Origin of the sequence: Streptomyces colonosanans (assembly GCF_001866645.1) — a bacterium.
Lineage (GTDB): Bacteria > Actinomycetota > Actinomycetes > Streptomycetales > Streptomycetaceae > Streptomyces > Streptomyces colonosanans.
Genome location: NZ_MLYP01000040.1, coordinates 58,265 through 80,016 on the forward strand (window position 1 = coordinate 58,265; position 21,752 = coordinate 80,016).

The following is a 21,752-nucleotide window of genomic DNA, read 5'->3' on the forward strand; positions in this document are numbered from 1 at the left end:
TGTGCGCCCCTGAAGGAGATGAACGAGCGTGAAGTGCGTCTCAAGCGGACGTGCAAGGAGGCGCTGGACGGCGTCCGCCTTCAGCGCCCCTTCACCATCGAGTCGTTCTGCGATGCCCTCTCCACCCAGCGCGGCCGTCGCATCGTGCTGCGCGAGATGCCGGACATCGGTGGCCTGGCCGCACCGTGCGGCCTATGGGTCGCCTTCCAGAACGAAGATCACATCTGGCATGTGAAGGCCACAAGCCAGCGGCACCGCAACCAGGTCATCCTGCACGAGATCGCCCACATGCTCCTGGACCACCAGAGCGACGCCGGCAGCTCCAGCCTGCTGGCTGTGCTCCCGCCCGAAATCGCGCCCGCGCGGATACGGAGACTGCTCGGCCGCACGGACTACTCCGCCGAGCAGGAACACGATGCCGAACTGGCAGGCTCCATCCTCGACGAGATCATCGACGGTCTGCCCACGGCACGCTCTACCTCGCGAGACTGCCTGTTCACCAGAGTGGACGAGGCGATGGCCCACCCGCGGAGGCACCGGGGATGAGCTACCAGATACTCGTCGCGGCCCTGCTCTGGGCAGTAGCCCTGTGGAGAGCACCTGCACTGCGGCATTCGCAAAAGCAGCGATCCTTGGAGACGTCCTTCCTCAGCCTTGCTGTGGCCATGACCTTTGAGATACCCGCCGTGTCTTCGAAAGCCGACGCTCTCACCGGTGTCGTCAGCATCGGCTACCTTGCGAAACACATCTTCGGCGTTGTCTCGGCAGCCGCCCTCCTCGACTTCATCATCGCTGTGGTGAGGCCCGGAGGCTGGTACCAGCGGCCTCGACGCGTCATCGCGGCCATGTGCTTGGCGCTGATGTGCATCGCCTTCGCTCTGGCGCCCGACCATGGACGCGAACCCGACGACATCCTCACCAGGCACCAGTCGTCGGTCTGGGCGCTTGCGCATGTCGGCCTCTTCACCGCGTACATCGGCATTGCGATGCTCTTCACGGCCGTCCTCTTCGCGACGGCGGCCCGACACTCCAAGAACCCATGGGTGCGAGCAGGCCACTCGCTGCTGAGCCTGGGCGGAGCGATCGGCGTTCTCTACGCCCTCCAGCGAGTGTCCCATCTCGCGCACATCGCTCTAGGTTCCGTCACGGCGGCGGATGTTCAGCGCGCGGCCGTCATCTCAACCGACCTCAAGGTCGCGGCCATTCTTGCCATCATCCTCGGAAGCTCGTTGTCTCCCGTCTCGGTTGCGGCAGCTGCCTGGCGAGAGCATCGAGCACTGCGGCACCTGGAACCGCTGTGGCTCGGGCTCACCCAGGCGGCGCCTTCGGTCCGGCTCGCCATCGACATTCCCCGGCGCCGTACCCGACTGCGGCTGCACCGCCGACTTGTCGAGATCAGCGATGCCACCCTGGTACTACGCAATTACGTACCCGCCGACGTCCAGCAGCGGGCACAAGAGATGGCGCGACGAGCCGGGTACTCGCCCGACGCCAGCCCGGCAGTCGCAGAAGCCGCCTGGCTGAAGACCGCCGTCCTCGCCGTCGACCACGGTCCATTCGAAGGGGATCACCCGGAGCCGGGCGGTGACGGACTGTGCCCGGCGGAGGAACTCCGCTGGGTCCGCCAGGTCAGCGCCGCCTACGACCGTTGCCCCGCTGTGGCCGCCTTCGCAACGGCCGAAGCAGCAGAGATTCGAGAACAGAACCGGAAACAGCCCGCATGACTTATACCGCGATCGCGAACCCCAGCAGCCAGCGCGCCGCCCGCCTGATCAGCGACAAGCTCCACCCCAAGACCTGGATCGTCGCCGTATGCCTCATGATCGGCTGGCACGCAGATCACCTGCGGGGCGTGGTGTGGAGCCTCGTCGGAGTTCTCTTCGCCGCCGTCATACCGATCCTCTTCATCGACCACGGCATCAAGCAGGGAAGGTGGGGCGACCGCAACGTGGGTGCCCGGAAGGCGCGACTGCTCGTCATGGCCGTCATCCTCCTGTCCGTCCTGACGTGCTTCGCCCTCATGACCACGCTCGACGCTCCGCGCGTCCTCAGCGCTCTCGTCGCCAGCATGCTGGTCACACTCGCCTCGCTGGCCCTCGTCACGTTGGCCTGGAAGATCTCAGTTCACCAGGCCGTCTCAGCAGGCGCCGTCATCATGCTCGCCCAGAGCTACGGACCCTGGGCACTACTGGGCTACATCCTGGTCGCAGTCGTCGGCTGGTCACGTGTCGAACTACGGGATCACACGCCCGCCCAAGTGATCGTCGGAACTCTGCTCGGGAGCGCGGTTGCGGCTGCCACCTTCTCCGCACTCCGGTGAGGAGGTGGCAACACCCAACACTCAAGCCTGAGCTCGCAGGCTTGCTGCGGGCCCGGCTGGAATACGTATACGGCCACCGCGTGATCATCGGGGGATCACGTGGAACACCGGACTTCAACCAAAGAGCGCGAGTCCTGGATCGGCTGGCTGTGGTGGCGTACCCGGGTAGGTCCGGATGGGAAGGCCGAGCTGGACATGGATTGGGCCCTGACGTACCGGCGGGAGCGGAAAGCCGCTGGGGCACCTATCGACTGGCGCCTGTTGAGCGGATCCGAGATCGTGCCCCAGGGACGCGCAGCTGCCGCACGTGGCCGTGGGGAAACCCAAACGGCGCCCCCTCACCGGAACGTTGAAGCACAAGGTTCGTGGGCGGGCACCCAGAGCGCCGGATGCGCGGCGTTGAGACCGGTGTCCGGCGGTTAGGTGATGGCGTCGTCGGCAGCGATCCGGACGATCATGAGCCCGCCAAGGACGGATTGTCTGGCTCCTTCGGCTGCGGCGATCACCTCGGGCGGTGGTTGGTCGATGGATCCTCCAACGCTCGGCTAGCGCTTCTAGGCCGACACGGCAGTCCACGGGCCTGTTTCCCACCACGAGCGGATGGGGGCGGCTCCGCTGCCCTTGGCGAGGGATCCATTCGGGTGGCGGTCCGGCAGGCCCAGGAGCTGCTGCTCGATCGGAGTGAGAGCGGGGTCCCTCCGGAGGTCGGTGGCTGGGTCGTCGACGGGGGGGTGCCCCTATCTGTTCCGTCAACCCTGGCGGGGCTAGTTCGTAGGGGTTCGTGCTGGTTTTCGGGAACGTCGCGCGAAGCGTGACGTTCCCGGCGGATCGGGTGCCGTGTGGGCAGGCCGGTGGCCGGCTCGGCGGGGTGGCCGTGCCGGTGAGCGGGCGTGACGGGGTGGGAAGGGTAGGTGGGTGGGGTGTTCAGGCGGCGAGGTCGAGGGTGCGGGGCTCGTAGAGGGTGCCGGTGCGGATCATCGCGTGGATGACGTTCACGCGTTGCCGTGCCAGGCGGAGGATCGCCTGGGTGTGGGTCTTGCCGCGGGCGCGCTGGCGGTCGTAGTAGACCCGCGAGGAGGGGTCGCTCTTGCAGCCGATCGCGGCGAACGCGGCCTGGAACAGGGCGCGTTTGAGTAGGCGGTTGCCGCGATGGGGTGCGTGCTCGCCGCGGATGGAGGTCCCCGAGGACTTCGTCGCGGGGGCGAGTCCGGCGTAGGAGGCGAGGTGTCCGGCGGTGGGGAAGCCGCTGCCGTCGCCGATGGCGACGATCACGGCGGCCGTGGTCCTGACGCCCATGCCGGGCAGCGACGTCAGGAGATGGAAAAGAGGGAGGGCCTCCAGCAGGGCCGCGATCTCCTGCTCGGTGGCCTGTCGCTGGGCGTGGGCGGCGGCGAGCTGGGCGGCCAGACCGGGCACGATCAGCGCGGACGCCTCGGTGCCGGGAACGACGAGAGTCTGCTCGGCGAGTGCATCGAAGATCTCGGTGGTGAGGTGGTGGGCCTTGCGTGAACCGTGTGCCTTGAGCAGGGCCTCGCAGCGGGCCCGGCCCAGTTTCCTCAGTCTCGCCGGGGAGCCGTGCCGTTGGAGGAGGGCCTGGACATAGGGGTAGGCCAGGCGCGGGCCGAGCACGCGCTCGAGGGAGGGGTGGATCTGGGAGAGCAGGCCACGCAGTCGGTTGGTGGCGCGGTTGACCTCGCCGGCCAGGTCATTGTCGTAGCCGGTGAGCATGGTCAGCTCAGCCAGCACCTCGTCGTCACGGTCCACCGCGCGCAGGGTGTGCGGCATGGTCCGGGCGGTCTCGGAGATCACGAAGGCGTCGCGGGCGTCGGTCTTGGCCTCGCCCGGGTGCAAGTCAGCGGCCCGGCGCATCGACAGCCCAGGCAGGTAGGCCACCCGGCAACCCGCCGCGCGGGCCACCGTCAACGGCAGCGCGCCGATGTTGGCGACCTGGTCCACGACCACCAAAACGGTGCCGAACTTCGCCACCAGCTTGCTGAACAGCTCCAGCAGTTTCGGCTCGGTGTTGGGCAGCCGCTTGTCGTGCACGGTCCTGCCATCCGCGGTCCGGCCGTGGGCGTGGTGGAACTCCTTGCCCAGGTCCAGACCGAGGAAGAGATCTATCGCGGTCGTGTCGACCATGTGCGCATGCCCCTCGCCTCTTGTGTCCCCAATTCTCGGCCGTCCCTGCGGCACCACACGCCGGCAACCACGTTACGCAGACATCCCCGCCCTGAAGCCGTCCGGCGTTGCACCGGACCAGGCGGTCGTCAGGCCCCTCATCAGCGGTCAAGCGGTGCCCCGAGGCCCGGCGGCAACACCCCCCAGGTCATGCGTACGACAGGGGGCAAACAGCCATACCGGACCCGGGGGCCAGGCGCCCCATTGCGGGGCCACGAGAAAGGTAACGGGGAGCCAGCGGTCCGTACTGGAGCATCAGAGCGATGCGGGGCCAGCCGGAGAGGTTGATGCCCCCGGTGTGCCAGGTTCGGTTCTCGAACAGGACGGTGTCGAGGGGGGTCTCCCCACCTGTCCGTCAGTGGACGCGATGCTGCTTGAGCCAGTCGTCGTCGAGGAGAATGAAGGCCCAGTTCTCGGCCTCGGCCTCCTCACGTCCATCGGCGAGGATCTCGTTGAACTCCTCCACGTCGATGTGGATGGTCACTGCTCTCTCCTTGGGGTGTGGCCGTCTGACTGGCGGCGGCGGGAAAGTAGCAGCGGCCTTCTTCTCATCCGCATCCTGAGAATCCGCTGATCACTGGGGTCGAGTAGCGATGATGGCCTCGGTGCGTACGAGTTCGTCGAAGCCGCCCTCAGGGCTGAACTCAGTGAGGGCGCGACGCAGGTCTTCCTCGAAGGCGGCCTTCTTGTCGCCGAACTGGGCGGGACTGCTGTAGCTGTAGGAGAACTGCAAGCCGACCACTTGGTCCAAGTCGCGGGTGATGACGCGGTCCCAGCGGGCGACCTCGATGTGGGAGAACGGGGATCGGGCGAGCACCTCCTGGTGGCCCTCCTTGGGGTGGGCGTAGGTGCCGGAGCCAGCACGGCGTTCCCGGCCGAGGTAGCGAGAGCGGACCTCGTCGACGACCTGCAGCCAGGCGGGCGGTTCGATAGCACCGGGGGTGGGACCGCCGACCACGACGACGGCCCCGTCAGGGGTGATCAGGTTGTCCAGGGCTGACAGGAGGACGTCACGTTCGGTCCAGTGGAAGGCTTGGCCGAGGGTGACGAGGTGGAGCGGGCCGAGATTGAGTTGGTCGAGGTGGTGCGAGTCGCCGAGGCGCCAGGCGATGTTGGTGATGCCGCGTGCAGATGCGAGTTTGCGACCCTCGTTGAGCATGCCGGGGTCGGGGTCAACGGCGGTGATCTCGCGCACGTGCTCGGACAGAGGGATCGCGATCGCTCCCGTGCCTGTGCCGAGATCGAGGGCGTTCTGGGTGCAGTCGAGGCCGAGCCAGTCGGCGAGGTGAGTGAAGAGCTGGGGCGGGTAACCGGCCCGGTATTTGGCGTAGTAGGGGGCGGTGGAGGTGAACAGTTCGTCGGGCTGGTAGCTCACGATGGTTCCTTCAGGGCTGGTCGGGTTGTCGTCGGGGCGGGATGGCGGGCATACCGAGACTGACCTGACGGGTCATGCCGGCGAGCTTGCGTTCGGCTGCGGCGATGCTGATCTCCAGTCCTTCTACCTCGCCGAGCCAGCCGCGTTCGTGGACTTCGTCCAGGCGCTCGCGGAGATTGACCGGACATCGCGGGCAGGCATGCTCATGAGCGCAAGGGGTTCCGTAACCGCGGCCGCAGGTGCCGAGTTCGACCTTGCGTTTGGCGAAGTGTTGGTGGAACTCCTCCCATTCTTCCGGCGTGGGGTCGCGGTACTCCTCGCTCGGGCGGAGCTGGCGGCGCCTGGCGAGGAAGGCGCGGTAGTGGCGGAGCATGTCCTCGGGATAGACCGCTAATGGTGCAGTCGTATCGGAACTCTCCGAATAGCAGAGACAGCATGGTGCCCCCTTTGTCGAGACTGAACATCATTCCCCGGGACTTGACACCTTCTACGCCAGCCAATCCGGAGGCGTAAGGTCTGTCAGTCCGGTATCACGCATGATGCGGTCGATGGTCTCGGCCAGAGTGCTATCGGTCCTAATGACGGTTTCCATAGCATGGGGCAGCAGGTCATGTTCCCGGTACCAGGCGCGTAGCTGCGCCTCGCTGATGTGGGCGAGATCGGGCTTGGTGGCGTGGCGGGCCAGGGTTTCCTCGAAAGGCATGTCCAGGTAGTAGCCGTGGCTCACGCCACGGTGGTCGGCACGTAGTTGGGCCAGTATGTCGCTGTAGTGTTCGGCGTAGAGGACGCCCTCAATCACCGTGTGATAGCCCGCATTGAGGGCATAGCGGGCGACGACGTCGATCAGGCCGATGTTCGCCGCCCCGGGCCGGTCGTTCTCGCATAGAACCGCACAGCGGAGGTTGTCCTGGCTGACCAAGGCCAGTCCGTGCCCGAACCTCTCACGCATGCCGGCCGCGATGCTCGATTTTCCCGAGCCGCTATTGCCTCGAACGATCACCAGCCGCGTCTCTTCGGCGCCCACCATCACCCGCGTCACGCTACGCGAGCAGCGATGCCTGTGGATGCCGGCGACGCCCTACAGGCACGGATACTTTGCATGCGAAGAGGCCCGTGCCGGCTCTGGGCGTTCGAGTGCCGTGGGGGCACTCCTTGGAGGCTCGGCTGGATCATGTTCGGAAACACCGAACGTCCACGACGTGCATGCCTGCGGCCTTGGCCGCTTGCACGCCTTCGGTCGAGTCTTCGTAGACCAGGCAGCGGGCGGGTACGACGGCGAGGCGGGCCGCGGTGAGGAGGAACAGCCCGGGGTCCGGTTTGCCCCGAGGGGCGTCTTCACCGGTGATGACGTCGGTGAACAGAGGGCGTAGGCCGGTGGCGTCGAGGCCGGCGTGGACGGCTCGGCGTGCACCGCCCGAGGCGATGGCCAGGGGCAGGTGGCCGTGCAGGGTCTCGGCAAGCTGGACCACCGGCTGGTATGTCTGCAGGTCGGCGATCTCGTCGAGGATCAGGTCGAGACACTGGGCGGTAACCTCGTCGATCGGCACGTGGGTCCCTGTGGCGGCGGCCAATTCGCTGATCAGCTCTGCACCGGAGGTCCCGATCCTGGACGTGTAGAACGACTCGTTCAGCGTGAGACCCCAGCTGGCGCAGGCGCGGGAGAGTCCGCGGAAGTTGAGGGGATGGCTGTTGACGAGCGTTCCGTCCCAGTCGAAGAGCACCGCGTCGTAGCGGTCCGGGTCCGGAGGATTCCCGTGGTCGCAGGTGCCGGGTGCCGGGCAGCTGGAGTCGGGGGGTGAAGCGGCGCCGAGCGGGTCGCGTTCGTGTGGTGAGGTGGACGAGTGCTGGTCGGCCGGGGGGTCGATGTGAGGGTGACGTGCCTGCATGGGGGCCTCGCTGTCGCGTCGTCAGGTGGTTTTTGTGATCAGGTCTCGTGCGTGGCGCTGGGCAGCTACGTGGTCCGGCGGGGTGGCGGTGACCGCTGACATGAGACGTCCGAGCAGGTGAACGGAGCGGTAGGCGGCCAAGGTCTCCTCTGAGTGCGGGATGCCGTGGTCGGTAAGGAGTCGGCTCAGCTGGACCGGATGGACGGCGAAGGCATGAGCGGCCCGGGCGTAGTCGAGGCTCGGATGCCCGTAGATCGCCAGCTCCCAGTCGAGGCCCGCGGTACCGGCTGGCCCGAACAGGAAGTTCCCGGGTTCCGGATCGTTGTGCAGGAGTCGAGGCGCGTCCGGCTCGGGCGGGGGCGCACTCGCCAGCGCCTCGGCTGTGGCGGCGGCTTCGTGGAATCCGTGGCGGGTGAGCGCGGCCTGATATGAGACGAGCCGCTCGCGCAGGTAGTCTCCCCAGCCTGCGGCCACCGGGTTGAAGAGACGACCGAAGCCGGGGCCGGTGATGTGGTGGACGCGATGGAGGTAGGGGATGACCCGCCTCAGCGCCTCCTCACCACTGCCTGGCGCCGTGCCGTGCAGACGTCGCAGGATCAGCAGTCGGCGGCCTCGGACGGAACCGCCCGCGAGTACGGACGGGGCTCGTATGCCGGCCTCGGAAAGCCTCTGCAGAGCTGCCTTCTCGGTGTGCGCGCGCCAGGGTTCGCGGTAGATCTTGGCCACGGCGCCGGGCAGGCGGAGAAGCCGGTTGCTCGGGGGAATCACTGTGGCGCTCATCGGCTTGAAGCGGGGCTGCTGAAGGCCGCGCGCACGGTTTCGGTGACGGCGGTGTACGGGGTACGGGTGCCAAAGCGCAGGCTGACAGCCGGCCGGTCGGCGAGGGCGTCGACAACGCGGGATCCCTTGCGCGCAAGGTCGTCGGGGCTGCTCGTCCGGATGCCGAGCCAGTCGCTGACGTAGATGTTGTCGCCCGGCGACATGCACTGAGCGCCCAGCAGCTCCCGGGCCGACTCGGGGTGCATCGCCTGCAGATGTAGATCCTGGGAGCCCTGGATGACCTGCGGGAAGACGACGAGATCCACGGTTAAGGTCGTGGCCAATGGAGTGCCGGTGCGCTCATGCCATTCGGAGGGGAGGATGTGTAGTTTGTTGGAGCCGCGGAAGTTCTGCCAGTCGGTGTTCATCGTGGACTGGGGGCGCGTGAGGTCCCACTGCTCGGCGCTCGCGTATCCGAGTGCTTGCAGGGTGCCGCCGTTGAGCCGGATCGGGCCGGGCATGGCGACAGCCTGCGGAGCCGCGCCTGGGGAAGCGGTGATCAAGGTGCGGTCGTTGGAAAGGAAGGCGCCCTTCGCGGTCGCGGCCAGCGCGAGCGCGAGCGTGGACTTGCCGGCGCCGGAGTCGCCGACGACCAGGATGCCGCGGCCGTCCATAGTGGCGGCCGAGGCGTGCAGGCACACCCAGCCGTCGTCCTCGGCTCGCCGGTAGCCGATCTCCCGCAGATGCCGGGCGGCGTTCATCGTGGCGTCGGTGTCGTCGCAGGTGATGACGGTGAAGCTGCCGGGGTGGCGGACGATGAGCTGCGGCGCGATCCCGGCATCGGGATCGGTCAGGAGTACCGGGCCGCCGGGCATCTGGTGCCATGTTGCCGGGGCACCGACGTGCATCAGTGCAGGGCGTAGTGCTCCGGTGCCCCGTGAACGGACACGCTCGGCAACGGCCGAGACGTGAGCACGGGACAGGGCGAGACAGCGCATCGTCGCGGTGACGCCGGTGGCTGCGGCGTTGGGGCGTACGACGCTCCACAGGTTGCTGGGCGGCGTGAACAGGCGCTGTACGTAGGTCGTTGCGGTGCTGGTAGATGCGAGCACCTCGATCGTGAGACCGCTGAGCTGGACGGTGATCTTCTCGGTGCACCACGTATCGAGGGAGGCCGCATTGGTGTCGCCGGCGAGGAAGGCGTCGAGCACGGGTATGACCTGATCAGCGGCAGGCATCGGCATCTCCGGCTGCGAGGAAGTGTTCGATCTTGCTCTGGCCGTTGCGGGCGTGCGGAATGTGGTGAGCCGTCAGGACGGCGGCGACGGTATCGGCGGTCTCGGCCACGGATTGTCGTATCTGGGAGGCGGTCGCGGTGACGGGGACGGCGGTGAAGCAGGCCCCGTACTCGATCTCGACCTGCTGCAGGGTGCCGGGGTGCGGAGCGAGGGTGGTGGTGTCGACGGTGACGGTGGACCAGTGGCCGTCCGTGTCGGCGGGTGAGGGCAGGTCCCAGGTGGCGCGCTGGAGCAGGCCGGCATGAATGAGGCGTGGGTGACCGAGGACTTCTGCCACCTGGGCCAGGGCCTCGTCACGGGTGGCGGCGGGGCTGATGGTTTTGTGGAGCCGGCCGTCCTTGAGGACTTTGGCCTTGGCCCACCAGGTTCCGTCGGAACGGGGTGTGAGGGCGGCGTATTCGCGCCGTCCGGTACCGGGCGGCAGATAGATGTCCGAGCGCAGGACCCGCCGGTGGATGGTGGGGCCGCAGACCGGCACACCGGTAGCGGGCAGGTGATCGCGCAGCAGGCGGGCGACCGCGGCGGGATTGGCCGGGACGGTGAGGGTGATCTTCTCCTCGGCCTCCGGGCCCTGTCCGGAGCGCTGCCCGGGGCGGGGCAGTGGGAAGTTCACCGCAGCACGCTCATCTGCGATGAGGCGGGCCCACGCCGTGAGATCTCCGGACGCGTCGGCGGCCACGGTGGTGCGGTGGAAGGCTGCCAGGACGACGGCGTCTGGACGCCATCCCACGGTGATGAAGAAGACGGCCTCACCTGTGGATTCGTCGACATGGCAGGCCCATAAGGGGACGCGGACCACCCCGGGGACGGCCCCCTTCGGCCGGCCGCCGCCTGGCCCGTGCCACCGCTGACGGCGCAGGGTCGGCCCGTCAAGTACGAGAGCGGGTCCGGACACGGGGACGCTGAGATGAGCGAAGACGACGCCGGGGTCGGTCGGCGCATCGGTGGTGGCCGCGACGAGAAGCACGAGTGGTCCCTTCGGAATGGGCTACGGCCGGGTGAGGATCGCGCGCCATACCGAGCGCTGCCCCGGGTCTCCCGGGCGGAGGTACTGCACGGCTTCCCCGCTCGGGACGAGTCCTGCGGCATGGACGAAGCAGAGCAGGTCCTCGGGGGAAAGGAGCGTCATGTGCTGGCCGTTCGGCAGCGCGTACTGGTCCTCGCCGCGGGGAGTGAGGCACGGGTCGAGGTGATGGGCGGTGAAGAGGTTCAGCGACAGCGTTCCGCCGGGGAGAAGGACCCGGTGCAGCTCGCGCAGCGCCGTGGCGAGAGCGTCACGGTGGTGGAGGTTGTGCAGGACGCCGTGGCACACGACGAGGGACACCCGCCGGTCGTCCAGAGGGAGGCGGGTGACGTCGGCTTCGACGAAGGCGGTCCGGGGTCCGGCGTGGCGGCGGGCCTGGTGCAGCATGCCGGGGTGCAGGTCGATCGCGAGGACCCGGTAGCCCGCGGCAGCCAGAGCGGGCACGTTCCGGCCGGCACCGCAGCCCACGTCGAGCGCGAGGGCGGCGTCGGGCACCGGGGCGGTGAGCAGATCCACGAGGTAGGGCGGCGTGGGCAGCTTGGCGAAAGCAGCGGCCGTGGCGCGGTCGTTCCAGTAGGCGCCGGTGGGCGCTGGTCCAGTGTGGGTCACTGTTCCTCCTGGCCGTGGAGGGTGTAGCCGCTGTTCCAGGACCGGCAGCGCACGGTCCGCAGTCCCGCGTCGGCGAACGCCTGCTCGCACCGTTCGGGCGTGCGGGTGAGGGCGGCGAAGGTGGGACCGACGGAGGACAGGGTGAGGACCTCGGCGAGGTGCTCGGTGAAGATGTGCTCGACCTTCTCGCCGGTGGCCAGCAACTCCGGATGGGAGAAGGCGCAGTTGGCGAGGCTTCCCATCCGGAAGCGATAGTCGAACAGCAGGCTGCCGAGCGGACCGAGGTCCCCGTCGAGCAGGGCGGGCCAGGCGTCGTGCAGGAGCCGGTAGGCGATCTCGGGGCCGTACGTGCGGCCGGTGGTGGTGAAGGCGTCGAAGTGGCGGGCCTCGGCGGCGAGGCTGTCGCGGGCGTCCCAGATCACCGGGTCGTGGGGCATGCCGAGCACGATGCGCATGTCCTCGGGCAGGGCAGCCTGCAGCAGCGGCACGTGCGCACCGGCGATCACCTGGACCGCGCCCGGTATAAGCCCGGCCGCCGCGGATCCGCCAAGACACTGGACCGGCAGAAGGTGACCGTCGTCGTGGTCGATCTCCTCACCGTGGTTGAGTGCCAGGAACTTGACGAGCCGACGGGCGGGGACGGGACGTCCGTAGAGCTCGTTGACAGCCGCGGCCACGGCGGCGATCTGCCCGCTGCTCGAGCCGAGTCCGAGGTGCGCGGGCAGATCCGGGGCGCTCACCCGTACCCGCAGCCGCTCTCGGGTGCCGAGCGCCGCACGCATCAGCAGCGCGGCGTGCCGGGCAAGGACCGGGTGGTCACAGTCGGCGGTGGTCTGGACGGTGGGTCCGTCGCCGACGATCTCGACCTCGACGCGGCGCATGAGGTCGCAGGCGAAGAGGAGTTCGCCCGCTAGGTAGGCGCCCTGACTGGGAACGATCTTGCTGGAGTCCAGGGCCATGGCGTTGATGCGGCTGGGGTAGTCCAGGCGTACGTGATCCGCAACCGGTTGTGGCGGGTTGCTGGGCCTGGGGTCGAGTGTGAGCGGGGAGCGTGGGGCGCCGAGCGGGAAGGGCGGAAAGTCGCTGTCGATGGAGGCGCTCATAGGGGACTCCCGGGGCTGAGAAGGGCGCGGGCACTTTCGGTGACCTCTAGGAGGCGGTCGAGGGCGCTGGTGGTGTAGCCGCCGCTGCCGAGGGCCCCGTTTTCCCGGACGGCCATGTTGTCCCGTGCGAGTTGGCGGTGGGGCAGTCGAAAGCGCAGCAGGTCATCGATGAGCAGGGCGACGGCCGGCCGCAGGTGCGGGCGGTTGCGGGCGAGGCGGGCAAGGCCCGGGGTCCGGCGGGCTGCGTCGACCATGGCACGGTGGTGCGGCGGCAGGTAAAGGACGTTGTCGGTGAGGTACTGCTCGTACCAGGCGGCGAGGTTGCCGGTGGCGGCCTGGCTGAGGATCATCACGTCGAGGACGAGCAGGGGCATCTGGGCACCGCCCGGCGCGTAGTAGGTGGTCCCGTCGATGTCCAGGGGCGGGTAGTACGGACGCAGGAGACCGGTGAAGTACTCCGGTGTCAGCGTGCGTTTGACCGTCAGCAGATGTGCAGCGAAGGCTCGCAGCCGCTCGTGGACGGTCGCGGCGAGGCCGTCGGCCGCTTCCTGGTTGGCCGCCTCGGGCATGCCCGCGCAGTGCCGGATCGCGTCGTCGAGGGCGTGGCTGGCGTCGGTGACCTCGTCGATGAAGACGTGCTCGCCTGGGGTGTCGGTGAAGGAGCGCCTTCGGGGACCACGGGGGTTGCGGGTCGTGTAGGAGTACACGGTCTCCCGGGGGACCTCGTCGGCTGTGGCGCCCAGGTGGAGCATGGCCGTTTCGACGGCAGGCGGCGGGACCTGGCAGGAGGTGTGGCGGGCGAGGGAGGCGGTGATCATGCCCAGGTCCCGTAACGCCGCCCGGGCGGGGGCGACGTCACGGATCGAGACGGCGTGCCGGGAGAGGCGCTCGGCTCGGGTGTGCAGCCACCTGGTGTCGGCCGCGATGTTGGCCTGGGGCAAGGCCCTCATCACCGCGTCGGCGCCGAGCGGGTCGAGCGTGGCCGTGATCGAGTCGAGGTCGTGTGTGAGCGTCATAAGTCCTCTCCCGGCTCCCGGCGTCCCGGGCGCGGTCATTCGATGGGCAGGTCATCCCGGTAGGTCCACACGCGGCCGGCGCTGAGGCTGTCGAGGTAGTCCAGCAGGGGTTCAATCTCGGGTCGGGTCGCGGTAGAAGAGGCCAGGACGGCCTTGGCCTCGGTCAGCGGCAGCAGGACCGCGCCGGTCACTTTGCCGTCCGGGTCGTGCACCGCGATCTCGCCGTCCCACTCGCTGCAGTCGAAGGTCAACACCACGGTGGAGGGGTACCGGTCGGTCGTGGTGTTGACCAGGTAGGCCAGCGGGCCCACCGCCCTCAGGTTCAGGCCGGTCTCTTCCTTGACCTCGCGGACCAGGGCCTCGGTGAGGAGTTCGCCGCGCTCGACGCCGCCGCCGGGGACGGACCACATCTCCTTTCCGTCACGCTGTTCCTGGACGAGGACGATGTGGTCGTCGCGGCGCAGCAGTGCGGCGACGACCTGGACACCGGGCCCGGTGACCGGTTCGGGAGCCGGAACGGCAGTGGCGGCGGTGTCGTTGGCGGTCATGTTCGCTCCAGTTCGGTTCGCAGGGCCGCGGTGCACCCAGGGAGCTGGGTGGGGTCACGGCCGTGCCAGTACAGGAAGTACGACAGGGTGATGACCAGGCGGTGGAAGGCGAGGCGCTGCTCGAACAACGGGTCGGCCACTTCCCCGCGTTGCTGCCAGTAGGCGTCTAGCATCTGTTGCCGGTCGTGGGTGGAGGGCAGGCACCAGCGGTCGAGTTTGACGAAGTCGCTGGCGTATTCCGCTGTGGTGGCGTGGTCGAAGTCGAGCAGGGCGATCTTGCCGCCGGGACGGATGAGGATGTTATCCGGGTGGATGTCCTGATGGGTATTCACGCACTCGTGGTCGCCGAGTGTTTCGGCCAAAGGCAGACCGCGCCTGCGGGCTGCCTCGGCGAGCGCGGTGGGAATCAGCCGGTGTCGGCGCAGGCCGTCCAGGAGGTCGGAAAGATGGCGGGCACGGGAGGCCGGTGTCGCCACGAGGGGACGTGGTGGCTGGATGGAGTGCAGCAGGGCGATCTGGCGTCCGAGCCTCGGCCACAGGTTCGCCTTGATGGCGTTGTCCTGGCGGGCTTCGGCGAAGGTGCGGCCATCCAGCCATTCCTGGAGCAGGAAGGGGCCAAGGCCAGGGTCGGCGCCCACACGCAGGACCTGCGGGACCGCGACGCCGCCCGCCCTCGCGTCGCTCATGGCCGCGGCCATCTGACGCAGATGGGCTTCCCCCTCACGGTTGTTGAGCTTGAGGAGATAGGCGCGGTCGGAGTCGGCAAGGTGCCAGCAGGTGTTGAAGCGGCCTTGGGGCAAGGGCCGGGCGCTGAGGGTTTTGGCGCCGGGCAGGAGACGGCTGAGGGCCGTGTGGTCGAGGGTGGCTGTGGTCATCGTCCGGCTCCCGCGATGACGAGGTCGGCGGGCAGTCCGTCGCGCATGAACACCTCGTGGACGTTCTCGGCGAAGTCGATGACCTGCTCGACGCCGAGCTGGTCCGGGTCTCGAACGTCCAGGCGGGGCAGCGTGCCGTGCAGATGGCGGCCGAGGTCGAAGGGCGCGGCGAGTTCGACGGCATCGGTCCTGGGCTCGGACAGCGTGGTGAGCGCCAGATGCAGGCCGCTGTCGCTGATCCTGCCGTCCACGGTGCACAGTCCGGCGGTGGCGGAGCGTGCCGCCAGTACGGTGCCGATGCTGGTGGGGGCGAGGAGTTCCGCCAGGTAGGCGGTGCCAGTCCAGGTCCGGCCGGCCTCGATGTCCAGCTCGGTGTCGAAGAACCGGTTCGGGAAGCGCCGGAACTGCTCGCGCCGAAGGTGCCGGCGGCGCGGCAGCAGCACATCGGCGTTGTGACGGGCGGTCTGGACGACGGGGGCAGCGGCGCCGTCGGTGCGGCGCACCCTGATCTCGGCCGAGGTGTCGATGGAGAAGGAGTAGTCGTCGCTGTGGGGGCGGAGGAATCCCGCCGCGTCCTTGCCGATCTTGGCGGTGATGGCGTCGAGGAAGATCTGCAGCTCGTCGGCTCCGTGCTCACCGAGGGCCTTGTACTCGGCGGAGCGGAAGGTGCCGTCCGCCGCGAAGTTCAGCAGGACACGCAGGGAGCCCGGCAGCAGCATCGTGGCGTGGATCGCGCCGACCAGGGACAACTGCTGCTGGTGGAGGTCGAGGACTTCGAGGAAATAGCCCTCGGTGCGTACGCCCATCAGCTCATTGGCGAAGGGATTCTTCAGGTCGGGCGCGTAGACCCACAGGTCGCCGCCGGCCTGCGCCTGACCCCAGCGGATGTCCTGCATCTGCTCACCGGTGGCGCGCCGGTGGGCGAAGGTGTGGAAGGAGTAGCCCGGCACCTGCGGGTCACGACGTCCTTCGGGGTGGACGACGAAGTGACGGAAGCAGTCGGTGTGGGTGCGGGTGTCCGCGACCACCTCGGAGGTGATGCTCCGCCCGCTGCCGCTGCCGCTGCCGCTGCCGCTGCCGCTGCCGCTGCCGTTGCCGTCGAGAGCCGTCGCGCGGGCTTGGGTAGTGGCAGCGGCCAGATGCCCGGCGAACGCGGCGATCTGGGGGTCGGTCAGCGAGGCGGAGGCGTAGAAGTGGTAGAAGAGGCGCGTCCCGCCTCCTGCGTGCGGGTCCGGGAGGCTGAGGGGGACGAGCCGGTAGCGGTCGCACAATTCCGGCGGCAGCCGTCCGCCAGGGTGGCTGAAGGCGGCGGAGAGAACGGGCGCGTGCGGGGCGGGCACCAGCAGGGCCTCGGGGTCGGCGGCCCGAACAGCGGCGGCGAGCTGATCGCGGTGTTCGAGGCAGAGAGTGGTCAGGGCGGTGTAGCCGGAACGGCCCAACGTGTGCAGCGTGGCCCACAGGGCTGCCGCGGTGGCGCCGGGGCGGGAGCCCAGCACGGTCTCGTCGGGGATCCGGGTGTGCGGGTCGATGCGGGTGACGTGTTCGAGCAGTCCCTTGCGCACGAGCAGGGCCCCGCACGCGTACGGCATGAGACCGGCCTTGTGGGGATCGACGGCCATGGAGTGCACGCCAGGGCTGCGGAAGTCGAAGGGCAGATCGGGGGCGGTGAAGGGGAAGACGAATCCGCCGTGGGCGGCATCGACGTGCAGGAAGCATCCCGCCTGTCCGGAGTGCTGGAAGGCGAGGTCGCGCAGGTCGGCGGCGATCTCGTCGACGGGGTCGGCGAAGCCGCTGTTGTAGTAGCCGGCGGTGGCCACCACGATGATGCCCGTGATCCCGGCCGTCATCGCCTCCTGTGCGGCGTGGCGGACCTGCTCGCGAGTCAGGGTCCAGGTGGGCCCGGCAGGCAGGCGTACCAGGTCGAGGTCGAGGATCTCGGCGGCCTTGCCGACCGAGGCGTGGCACAGGTCGGAGGTGATCACGCGGACCTGGTGGCCATCGGCACGCAGCAGGTTGCGGGCGATCCGCAGGGCGGCGAGCGTCGCTTCGCTGGCGCCGCCGGTGAGGTGTCCGTCGAGGGCGCCGCCGCGATAGAGACCGGCGAGGACGGCCAGGGCTTCCTTCTCCAGCCGCCTGGTGCCCGCCTTGCCCTCCCCGAAGCGGGTGTGGGTGCCGACGTTGTTGGTGTTGAGCGCGGACCAGTCGCCCAGGACACGTACCGCCTCCGGATGCGGGGCGGCCATCGCGAAGCCGAGCCGGGTCTGCTCGGGGTCGTCCCACGCCGGTATCTCGCCCCGGGCCTGTTCGAGGTGCTCGTCGATCAATGCGCGGCTCCAGCCGGTTTCGGGGAACGCGGTGGGCACGGCCCAGCCGATGTCCAGATCACCCATGAACGGTGCCTCCTCGGGTTTCGGGGGCGATCTCGCCCAGGTGCTCGGTCTTGGTGAATCTCAGTTCCCGGCCGGTCAGTTGGGCGGCACTCGCGCGCACGCCCAGCAGCCACGGACCCAGCGCACTCACCGCGGGCTGCAGCATGTAGGTGGCGACGGCCGCGGCGGGTGGCGGCTGCCGCCAGGTCCCGCCGGCAGGGCCGGCCGCTCGGAACTCGTCGAGGACGCGTCCGCGCAGCCGGTAGGCCACAACCGGCTCGAGGAGGCCCGCTGCCAGAGCGGCAGCCACCAGCGGCCCGTAGTGCCGCCTCACCACCAGGTGGGTGGCGGCGGCGCCCATCACCGCCGGTCCCAGCGCCCAGGCCGCACCATCGGCCAGGGCTCGGGCCGCCAGGAGCCGCTGCCCGGCAGCCGAGAGACGGGTGGGGTGCGCTTTGGCGAAGCGGTAGTCGTGGCGGGTCGCGGCGTTCGCGAAGGCCACGCTGCTGAACGCCCGCGCCATCGCCCCCACGCTCTGGTACGGCTCGACGATGTTGACCGAGGGCAGAACCGCGATCGGCTCGCCGGCCATGCTCAGGCGGTGACCGACGGCGAGGTCATCGTGCGGCTCCTGGAAGAACCCGATGTCCTCGATCTTGTCGCGGCGCACGATGAGCCCGGAGCCCACCCCGTAGACCATCGGGCGCGCGAGCGCGGCCAGCAGCCGGGGGCGCCGGCCGGGAGCACACCAGCGGGCCACTCGGATACGGCGGTACTCGATGCCCAGGGTGCGTCGGAACGCGGCAAGATCCTGGCCGGACATCACCGCCGAGCGCCGCCCGCTGCTATTGCCGGGGAAGGCGGGCAGCATCGGCTGCTGGATCATCGCGGGCCGGCCCTTCGCGGCGCGGGCGAACTGGGAGGCAAGCCGGTCATCGGGGACCGCGTCGGCGTCGAACACCGCAACGTAGTCCCCGGCGGGCGGGGACAGCTTGTCCAACGCCGCCATGGCGTAGTTGAGCTGGGAGGCCCGGCGGCCCTGCCCCGGGTAGGACACGACGGCGAAGACCTCCCTGCCGAGCCTGGTGTTGTGCTGGTGAGCCAGGTTCCGGCACACGTCTTCAGTGGTGGGTCGGCCGCTGGGGGTCTCGGCAGCCTCGCGTGCCGCTGTGACTACCAGGACGCGCAACGTCGGCCACCGGGCGGCGAGCGCGGCGAAGTGCTCCAGCGAGCGGGGCATCACTGTCTGCTCCCGCAGCGCAGGAATGATGACGGTCAGGCCCGGCGTCTCCTCGGGAAGTTCCTCCTCGGCACGGTCGGCCTCGGTTCGCAGGTGCCGGTAGGACAGGGCCAGGGAGGCCGTCATGTAGAGGGCCCTGGCGGTGTAGGCGGCGGCGAGCAGCCGGCTGGCGCGGATCACGCTCTCTCCTGTTCGACGAGGCCCAGTTCGACCAGGCACTGTTCGGCGTCCTCGAAGTAGCGGGGGCGGGCTTGGGCACGGCAGGCCAGGATGCGGGACCGCGCGGCGGAGGCTGTCCATCCGCGCGAGCGCAGAATCGTGTAGGCGGCGGCCGGGGAGCGGTTCACTCCGGCCGCGCAGTGGACGTACAGCCGGGCGTTCTCCTCGCGTGCCGCCCGTTCGGCGAAGGCCAGGCAGGCGGAGTACCAGTCGGTGCCGCGCGAGGCGCCGTCGTCCTCGGTGGGCGCCGAACACCACACCAGGCCGGAGCAGATGGCCGCGGGCGGTGGCATCGGGCGTGGGGTCCGGCAGTCCAGGACGTGCGTGACGCCCAGGCCCAGGAGCTCGTCCACGGCGCGTGTGCTGTCGGGCGCGGCGCCGAGCAGGAGCCAGCTCGTGACCGGATGGGCGTCGAGGCGGAGTTCAGCGCCCATGAACCGCCTCCCGGGCAGCCTGGCGGGGAGCCGTGTAGATCCTCTCGGCGGTGCCGTGGACGAGCCGCCGAGCGATGTCCTGGCCCATGGTGACGGCGTGGTCCATGTTGCCGATCTCGTAGCGCCAGGTGCCGAAGCGTCCCCGCGAGTAGATCTCGTGGCTCTCCAGCCAGGGCTGGATGCGCGCGAGGGCCGTGTCCCGGCCGGTAGTCGGGACCGGGTAGGCGTACGGGATGAGCTCCAGGTGGCCACTGACGCGCTGGGCACCGTCGGGAACCAGACCGCAGCGCCGCAGAGCCGTGTCGCACTCCTCAACCAGGGCGGCCTCGTCGAGGAGGGTTCCGGCAGGCAGCGACGTCTCGGTCATCCAGGCCGAGTACCGGCTGGGGTCGGAGTGAGGGACATTGGCCGGTGCGTACCGGGAGAAGTTCGTCGCCCGGTAGAACGGCGTCTCACGGCCGGGAAAGTACAGCCACGAACGCCGGTCGGTGGTCGGTGACTTGTAACCGAGGCCCACCATGGCCACGGTGGTGTGTTTCAGGGCCGTGGCGGCCTGGTGTACGTGTGCGGGTGCCCCGGCCGTCATCGCGACGAGCTGATCGAGCGCCCCGGTGGCCACCAGGCTCCCGTAGGAGAGGATGCTGCCGTCAGAGGTCAGCAGGGTTTTCGCCGCCTCATCGATGCGCAGGACGGCCTGCCCCGTCCGGACATCGCCGCGTAGGCGGGAGGCCAGCCGCTTCCAGATCGCGCCGGTGCCGCCCGACTCCGGGAAGGCGAACTGTGCGTTGGGGCCCCACCGGCTCGTTGACGTCGTTCCCGACGCCACCCTCCTTCGCGGCGCACTGGTGTCGGCGGGTGCGACCCGTTCCGCTATCCAGGAGGAGGACATCTCGCTCAGGGTGGTGGCCCATATCTTGTGGTTGTACGGGGCGAAGAACTCCTCCACCAGGGCCGGACCGTAGGTGGCCTCCAGCCACACGCCGAAGTCCGTTCCCGAAGAGGCCGGGCCGCGGGCCTGGGCCATGGCCAGATCGTCCAGGCACTTCTGGGCTTGGGCCCGGGGGAGGTGGTGCAGGTGCTGCTGGAAGGGGTAGGGCACCCACCGTCCGCTGTGCCGGACGAACGAGGAGCGCTCGTGACGCAGCAGCTCATGCGGCGCGAACAGCTCGTCCAGTAACGCGTCGAAGCTCCTCACCGTGGAGAACACGACGTGACCGCCGAGATCCCAGGTGAAGCCGGCCTCATCGACGACCGAGGATCCTAAGCCCCCGACCGTCTGCGCGGCCTCCAGCAGTACCCAGTCGCGGTGACCGAGGCGCTGGAGTTCGTGAGCGCACGCGAGTCCGCACGGTCCCCCACCCAAGATCACCACCGGGATGGCGGTGCGTGCTCTGGTGTTCCTCACGACACTCTCCTCCTCGCGCGGCCGGAACTCAGTCGGTGCCTGCCTCTCGGCCTGTTGTCCTCTTGGAGTTGATGGAGGCGGCAGTCCGCGGACCACGGCCTGGGAGCGGACGTCACCCATACGACAGGCGGAGTCGGTAGGTCTGGCGCTTGGCGTCCGCCGACAGGGGCAAGACAGGTGCGAAGCCGAGGTGTTCGTAAAAGCCACGGGCGTCCCGGCCAGGGTGGTCCGGCCCGAACGTCGTCACCTCGACCGTGCCCGGAGCGACGGCGAGGTCGCGCAGAGCGGCGCGAACCAGCAGTCCACCGATGCCCCGCCCCCGCCAGGCGCCGCCGACCGCCAGCCAGCTGATCTCGTACCGCGGGGGATGGACCGACATCAGCAGCCCGCCGGCGAGCGCGCCGCCGGGCACATCCGGCGTATCGCGTACGCACAGGGCGGTCCCGCGCTTGATGTTGCGTTCCACGGCCTCCCGGAACTGCGGATCGTCGACCATGGGGCCGAACAGATCCTCGACCTCGCCCGCCAGGCGCAGCCATGCGGGAAGATCGGCCTGGACGGCGGGAACAGCCTGCATGAGCGCTCTCCTGACAGGACGGGACCGATGTTGCCGCGCGGATCTTTCGTGATCGTTCAGCCATGGTCCGCTTCTTCCTCGTCGCCGACGAGGGGGCGTCCGAGGCGAAACCACACCTGCTTCCCGGTGAGCAGGGGCTGGGTCTGCAGCTCCTCGGTGAGCGCGGCCAGCAGGAACAGGCCCCGGCCGCACTCGGCGTCGTCCACCGGCTCTTTCACCGCGGGGAGCGCGTCGTCGAAGTCAGTGACGCCGACCAGGACGCCGTTGGGCATCTCACGGATCAGGAGCTCGCAGTCGCCCGGAGTGTGTTTCCAGACATTCGTCAGCAGCTCGGTGACGCCGAGCTCGGCCACAAAGCTCAGGTCGCTCTTGTGCCACATCCGTAGCAGAATCCGCACGATCTCGCGCACGGGCTCCATCGCATCGGGGCTGACCTCCGGCAGCACCATGTGGTGCTGCCGGACCGGGCTGATCACCATCCCAGGCACTGGCCCTCCAAGCGGCGCGGACGTGCACT

Annotated in this window: 23 protein-coding genes; 3 read left to right on the forward strand and 20 right to left on the reverse strand. The window is 69.2% G+C overall.

The features are described 5' to 3' along the window. Positions 1-18: 18 nt before the first annotated feature. Genes BIV24_RS15605 through BIV24_RS15615 form a run of 3 tightly spaced genes read left to right on the forward strand, consistent with a single transcriptional unit; the run spans position 19 to position 2,320 of the window. On the forward strand, positions 19-546 hold the full coding sequence (locus BIV24_RS15605; protein WP_071366898.1) for a hypothetical protein: 528 nt from the start codon (positions 19-21) through the stop codon (positions 544-546). Then, positions 543-1,724: an MAB_1171c family putative transporter gene (locus BIV24_RS15610; RefSeq protein WP_071366899.1), complete on the forward strand. Its 1,182-nt coding sequence runs from the start codon at positions 543-545 to the stop codon at positions 1,722-1,724. The genes BIV24_RS15605 and BIV24_RS15610 overlap by 4 nt, the downstream gene beginning before the upstream one ends. Next, positions 1,721-2,320, forward strand: coding sequence for a phosphatase PAP2 family protein (locus tag BIV24_RS15615; RefSeq protein ID WP_071366900.1), 600 nt, complete (start codon positions 1,721-1,723; stop codon positions 2,318-2,320). Before BIV24_RS15610 ends, BIV24_RS15615 begins: the two co-directional genes overlap by 4 nt. A gap of 924 nt (positions 2,321-3,244) precedes the next feature. Here BIV24_RS15615 and BIV24_RS15620 read toward each other — a convergent pair. The 20 genes from BIV24_RS15620 to BIV24_RS15710 form a co-directional block, all read right to left on the reverse strand. After that, positions 3,245-4,459: an IS110 family RNA-guided transposase gene (locus tag BIV24_RS15620; RefSeq protein ID WP_071366901.1), complete on the reverse strand. Its 1,215-nt coding sequence runs from the start codon at positions 4,457-4,459 to the stop codon at positions 3,245-3,247. 394 nt (positions 4,460-4,853) lie between these two features. Next, entirely contained in the window at positions 4,854-4,982 is a 129-nt protein-coding gene (locus BIV24_RS36045; protein ID WP_281247750.1) for a hypothetical protein, read from the reverse strand. Positions 4,983-5,072: 90 nt separating this feature from the next. After that, positions 5,073-5,873 carry a class I SAM-dependent methyltransferase gene (locus BIV24_RS15625; protein ID WP_071366902.1) on the reverse strand — a complete coding sequence of 267 codons (801 nt, stop codon included), beginning with the start codon at positions 5,871-5,873 and terminating at the stop codon, positions 5,073-5,075. Between the two features lie 10 nt (positions 5,874-5,883). Continuing rightward, a complete protein-coding gene (locus tag BIV24_RS33880) occupies positions 5,884-6,246 on the reverse strand; it encodes a hypothetical protein (protein ID WP_143064614.1) in 363 nt (120 codons plus the stop codon). 114 nt (positions 6,247-6,360) lie between these two features. Further along, complete coding sequence (locus tag BIV24_RS15635; protein WP_071366904.1) at positions 6,361-6,900, reverse strand: P-loop NTPase family protein; 540 nt, start codon at positions 6,898-6,900, stop codon at positions 6,361-6,363. Positions 6,901-7,042: 142 nt separating this feature from the next. Then, the gene (locus BIV24_RS15640; RefSeq protein WP_079168280.1) at positions 7,043-7,759 is read right to left on the reverse strand and encodes an HAD family hydrolase; all 717 of its coding nucleotides are present in this window, start codon (positions 7,757-7,759) and stop codon (positions 7,043-7,045) included. Between the two features lie 21 nt (positions 7,760-7,780). After that, on the reverse strand, positions 7,781-8,539 hold the full coding sequence (locus BIV24_RS15645; protein WP_079168281.1) for a phosphotransferase: 759 nt from the start codon (positions 8,537-8,539) through the stop codon (positions 7,781-7,783). Continuing rightward, positions 8,536-9,756, reverse strand: a complete 1,221-nt coding sequence (locus BIV24_RS15650; protein WP_071366906.1) for a hypothetical protein — start codon at positions 9,754-9,756, stop codon at positions 8,536-8,538. The genes BIV24_RS15645 and BIV24_RS15650 overlap by 4 nt, the downstream gene beginning before the upstream one ends. Further along, the gene (locus tag BIV24_RS15655; RefSeq protein WP_071366907.1) at positions 9,743-10,783 is read right to left on the reverse strand and encodes a hypothetical protein; all 1,041 of its coding nucleotides are present in this window, start codon (positions 10,781-10,783) and stop codon (positions 9,743-9,745) included. The genes BIV24_RS15650 and BIV24_RS15655 overlap by 14 nt, the downstream gene beginning before the upstream one ends. Positions 10,784-10,804: 21 nt before the next feature. After that, entirely contained in the window at positions 10,805-11,449 is a 645-nt protein-coding gene (locus BIV24_RS34430; protein ID WP_071366908.1) for a class I SAM-dependent methyltransferase, read from the reverse strand. Then, on the reverse strand, positions 11,446-12,552 hold the full coding sequence (locus tag BIV24_RS15665) for a GHMP family kinase ATP-binding protein (RefSeq protein ID WP_071366909.1): 1,107 nt from the start codon (positions 12,550-12,552) through the stop codon (positions 11,446-11,448). The genes BIV24_RS34430 and BIV24_RS15665 overlap by 4 nt, the downstream gene beginning before the upstream one ends. After that, a complete protein-coding gene (locus BIV24_RS15670; RefSeq protein WP_071366910.1) occupies positions 12,549-13,568 on the reverse strand; it encodes a monodechloroaminopyrrolnitrin synthase PrnB family protein in 1,020 nt (339 codons plus the stop codon). Before BIV24_RS15670 ends, BIV24_RS15665 begins: the two co-directional genes overlap by 4 nt. Positions 13,569-13,603: 35 nt before the next feature. Continuing rightward, on the reverse strand, positions 13,604-14,116 hold the full coding sequence (locus BIV24_RS15675; protein ID WP_079168283.1) for an NUDIX domain-containing protein: 513 nt from the start codon (positions 14,114-14,116) through the stop codon (positions 13,604-13,606). Then, positions 14,113-14,991: a phosphotransferase family protein gene (locus BIV24_RS15680; RefSeq protein WP_071366911.1), complete on the reverse strand. Its 879-nt coding sequence runs from the start codon at positions 14,989-14,991 to the stop codon at positions 14,113-14,115. Before BIV24_RS15680 ends, BIV24_RS15675 begins: the two co-directional genes overlap by 4 nt. Further along, on the reverse strand, positions 14,988-17,381 hold the full coding sequence (locus BIV24_RS15685; protein ID WP_071366912.1) for a pyridoxal phosphate-dependent decarboxylase family protein: 2,394 nt from the start codon (positions 17,379-17,381) through the stop codon (positions 14,988-14,990). The genes BIV24_RS15680 and BIV24_RS15685 overlap by 4 nt, the downstream gene beginning before the upstream one ends. After that, entirely contained in the window at positions 17,374-18,780 is a 1,407-nt protein-coding gene (locus tag BIV24_RS15690; protein ID WP_071366913.1) for a glycosyltransferase family 2 protein, read from the reverse strand. Before BIV24_RS15690 ends, BIV24_RS15685 begins: the two co-directional genes overlap by 8 nt. Beyond that, positions 18,777-19,253: a protein-tyrosine phosphatase family protein gene (locus BIV24_RS15695; RefSeq protein ID WP_071366914.1), complete on the reverse strand. Its 477-nt coding sequence runs from the start codon at positions 19,251-19,253 to the stop codon at positions 18,777-18,779. The genes BIV24_RS15690 and BIV24_RS15695 overlap by 4 nt, the downstream gene beginning before the upstream one ends. Continuing rightward, positions 19,243-20,658 (reverse strand): protoporphyrinogen/coproporphyrinogen oxidase, encoded by a 1,416-nt coding sequence (locus BIV24_RS15700; protein WP_245766824.1) that lies wholly within the window; start codon positions 20,656-20,658, stop codon positions 19,243-19,245. The genes BIV24_RS15695 and BIV24_RS15700 overlap by 11 nt, the downstream gene beginning before the upstream one ends. A 112-nt stretch (positions 20,659-20,770) precedes the next feature. After that, positions 20,771-21,235 (reverse strand): GNAT family N-acetyltransferase, encoded by a 465-nt coding sequence (locus tag BIV24_RS15705; protein ID WP_071366915.1) that lies wholly within the window; start codon positions 21,233-21,235, stop codon positions 20,771-20,773. 56 nt (positions 21,236-21,291) lie between these two features. Continuing rightward, positions 21,292-21,714, reverse strand: a complete 423-nt coding sequence (locus BIV24_RS15710; protein ID WP_071366916.1) for an ATP-binding protein — start codon at positions 21,712-21,714, stop codon at positions 21,292-21,294. Positions 21,715-21,752 lie beyond the last annotated feature (38 nt).

Bases quoted from the DNA above. Each gene is read 5' to 3' on its own strand.
- BIV24_RS15605 (WP_071366898.1), top strand. From the start codon at position 19: ATGAACGAGCGTGAAGTGCGTCTCAAGCGGACGTGCAAGGAGGCGCTG.
- BIV24_RS15610 (WP_071366899.1), top strand. From the start codon at position 543: ATGAGCTACCAGATACTCGTCGCGGCCCTGCTCTGGGCAGTAGCCCTG.
- BIV24_RS15615 (WP_071366900.1), top strand. From the start codon at position 1,721: ATGACTTATACCGCGATCGCGAACCCCAGCAGCCAGCGCGCCGCCCGC.
- BIV24_RS15620 (WP_071366901.1), bottom strand. From the start codon at position 4,459: ATGGTCGACACGACCGCGATAGATCTCTTCCTCGGTCTGGACCTGGGC.
- BIV24_RS33880 (WP_143064614.1), bottom strand. From the start codon at position 6,246: ATGCTCCGCCACTACCGCGCCTTCCTCGCCAGGCGCCGCCAGCTCCGC.
- BIV24_RS15635 (WP_071366904.1), bottom strand. From the start codon at position 6,900: ATGGTGGGCGCCGAAGAGACGCGGCTGGTGATCGTTCGAGGCAATAGC.
- BIV24_RS15640 (WP_079168280.1), bottom strand. From the start codon at position 7,759: ATGCAGGCACGTCACCCTCACATCGACCCCCCGGCCGACCAGCACTCG.
- BIV24_RS15645 (WP_079168281.1), bottom strand. From the start codon at position 8,539: ATGAGCGCCACAGTGATTCCCCCGAGCAACCGGCTTCTCCGCCTGCCC.
- BIV24_RS15650 (WP_071366906.1), bottom strand. From the start codon at position 9,756: ATGCCTGCCGCTGATCAGGTCATACCCGTGCTCGACGCCTTCCTCGCC.
- BIV24_RS15665 (WP_071366909.1), bottom strand. From the start codon at position 12,552: ATGAGCGCCTCCATCGACAGCGACTTTCCGCCCTTCCCGCTCGGCGCC.
- BIV24_RS15670 (WP_071366910.1), bottom strand. From the start codon at position 13,568: ATGACGCTCACACACGACCTCGACTCGATCACGGCCACGCTCGACCCG.
- BIV24_RS15675 (WP_079168283.1), bottom strand. From the start codon at position 14,116: ATGACCGCCAACGACACCGCCGCCACTGCCGTTCCGGCTCCCGAACCG.
- BIV24_RS15680 (WP_071366911.1), bottom strand. From the start codon at position 14,991: ATGACCACAGCCACCCTCGACCACACGGCCCTCAGCCGTCTCCTGCCC.
- BIV24_RS15685 (WP_071366912.1), bottom strand. From the start codon at position 17,381: ATGGGTGATCTGGACATCGGCTGGGCCGTGCCCACCGCGTTCCCCGAA.
- BIV24_RS15695 (WP_071366914.1), bottom strand. From the start codon at position 19,253: ATGGGCGCTGAACTCCGCCTCGACGCCCATCCGGTCACGAGCTGGCTC.
- BIV24_RS15705 (WP_071366915.1), bottom strand. From the start codon at position 21,235: ATGCAGGCTGTTCCCGCCGTCCAGGCCGATCTTCCCGCATGGCTGCGC.
- BIV24_RS15710 (WP_071366916.1), bottom strand. From the start codon at position 21,714: ATGGTGATCAGCCCGGTCCGGCAGCACCACATGGTGCTGCCGGAGGTC.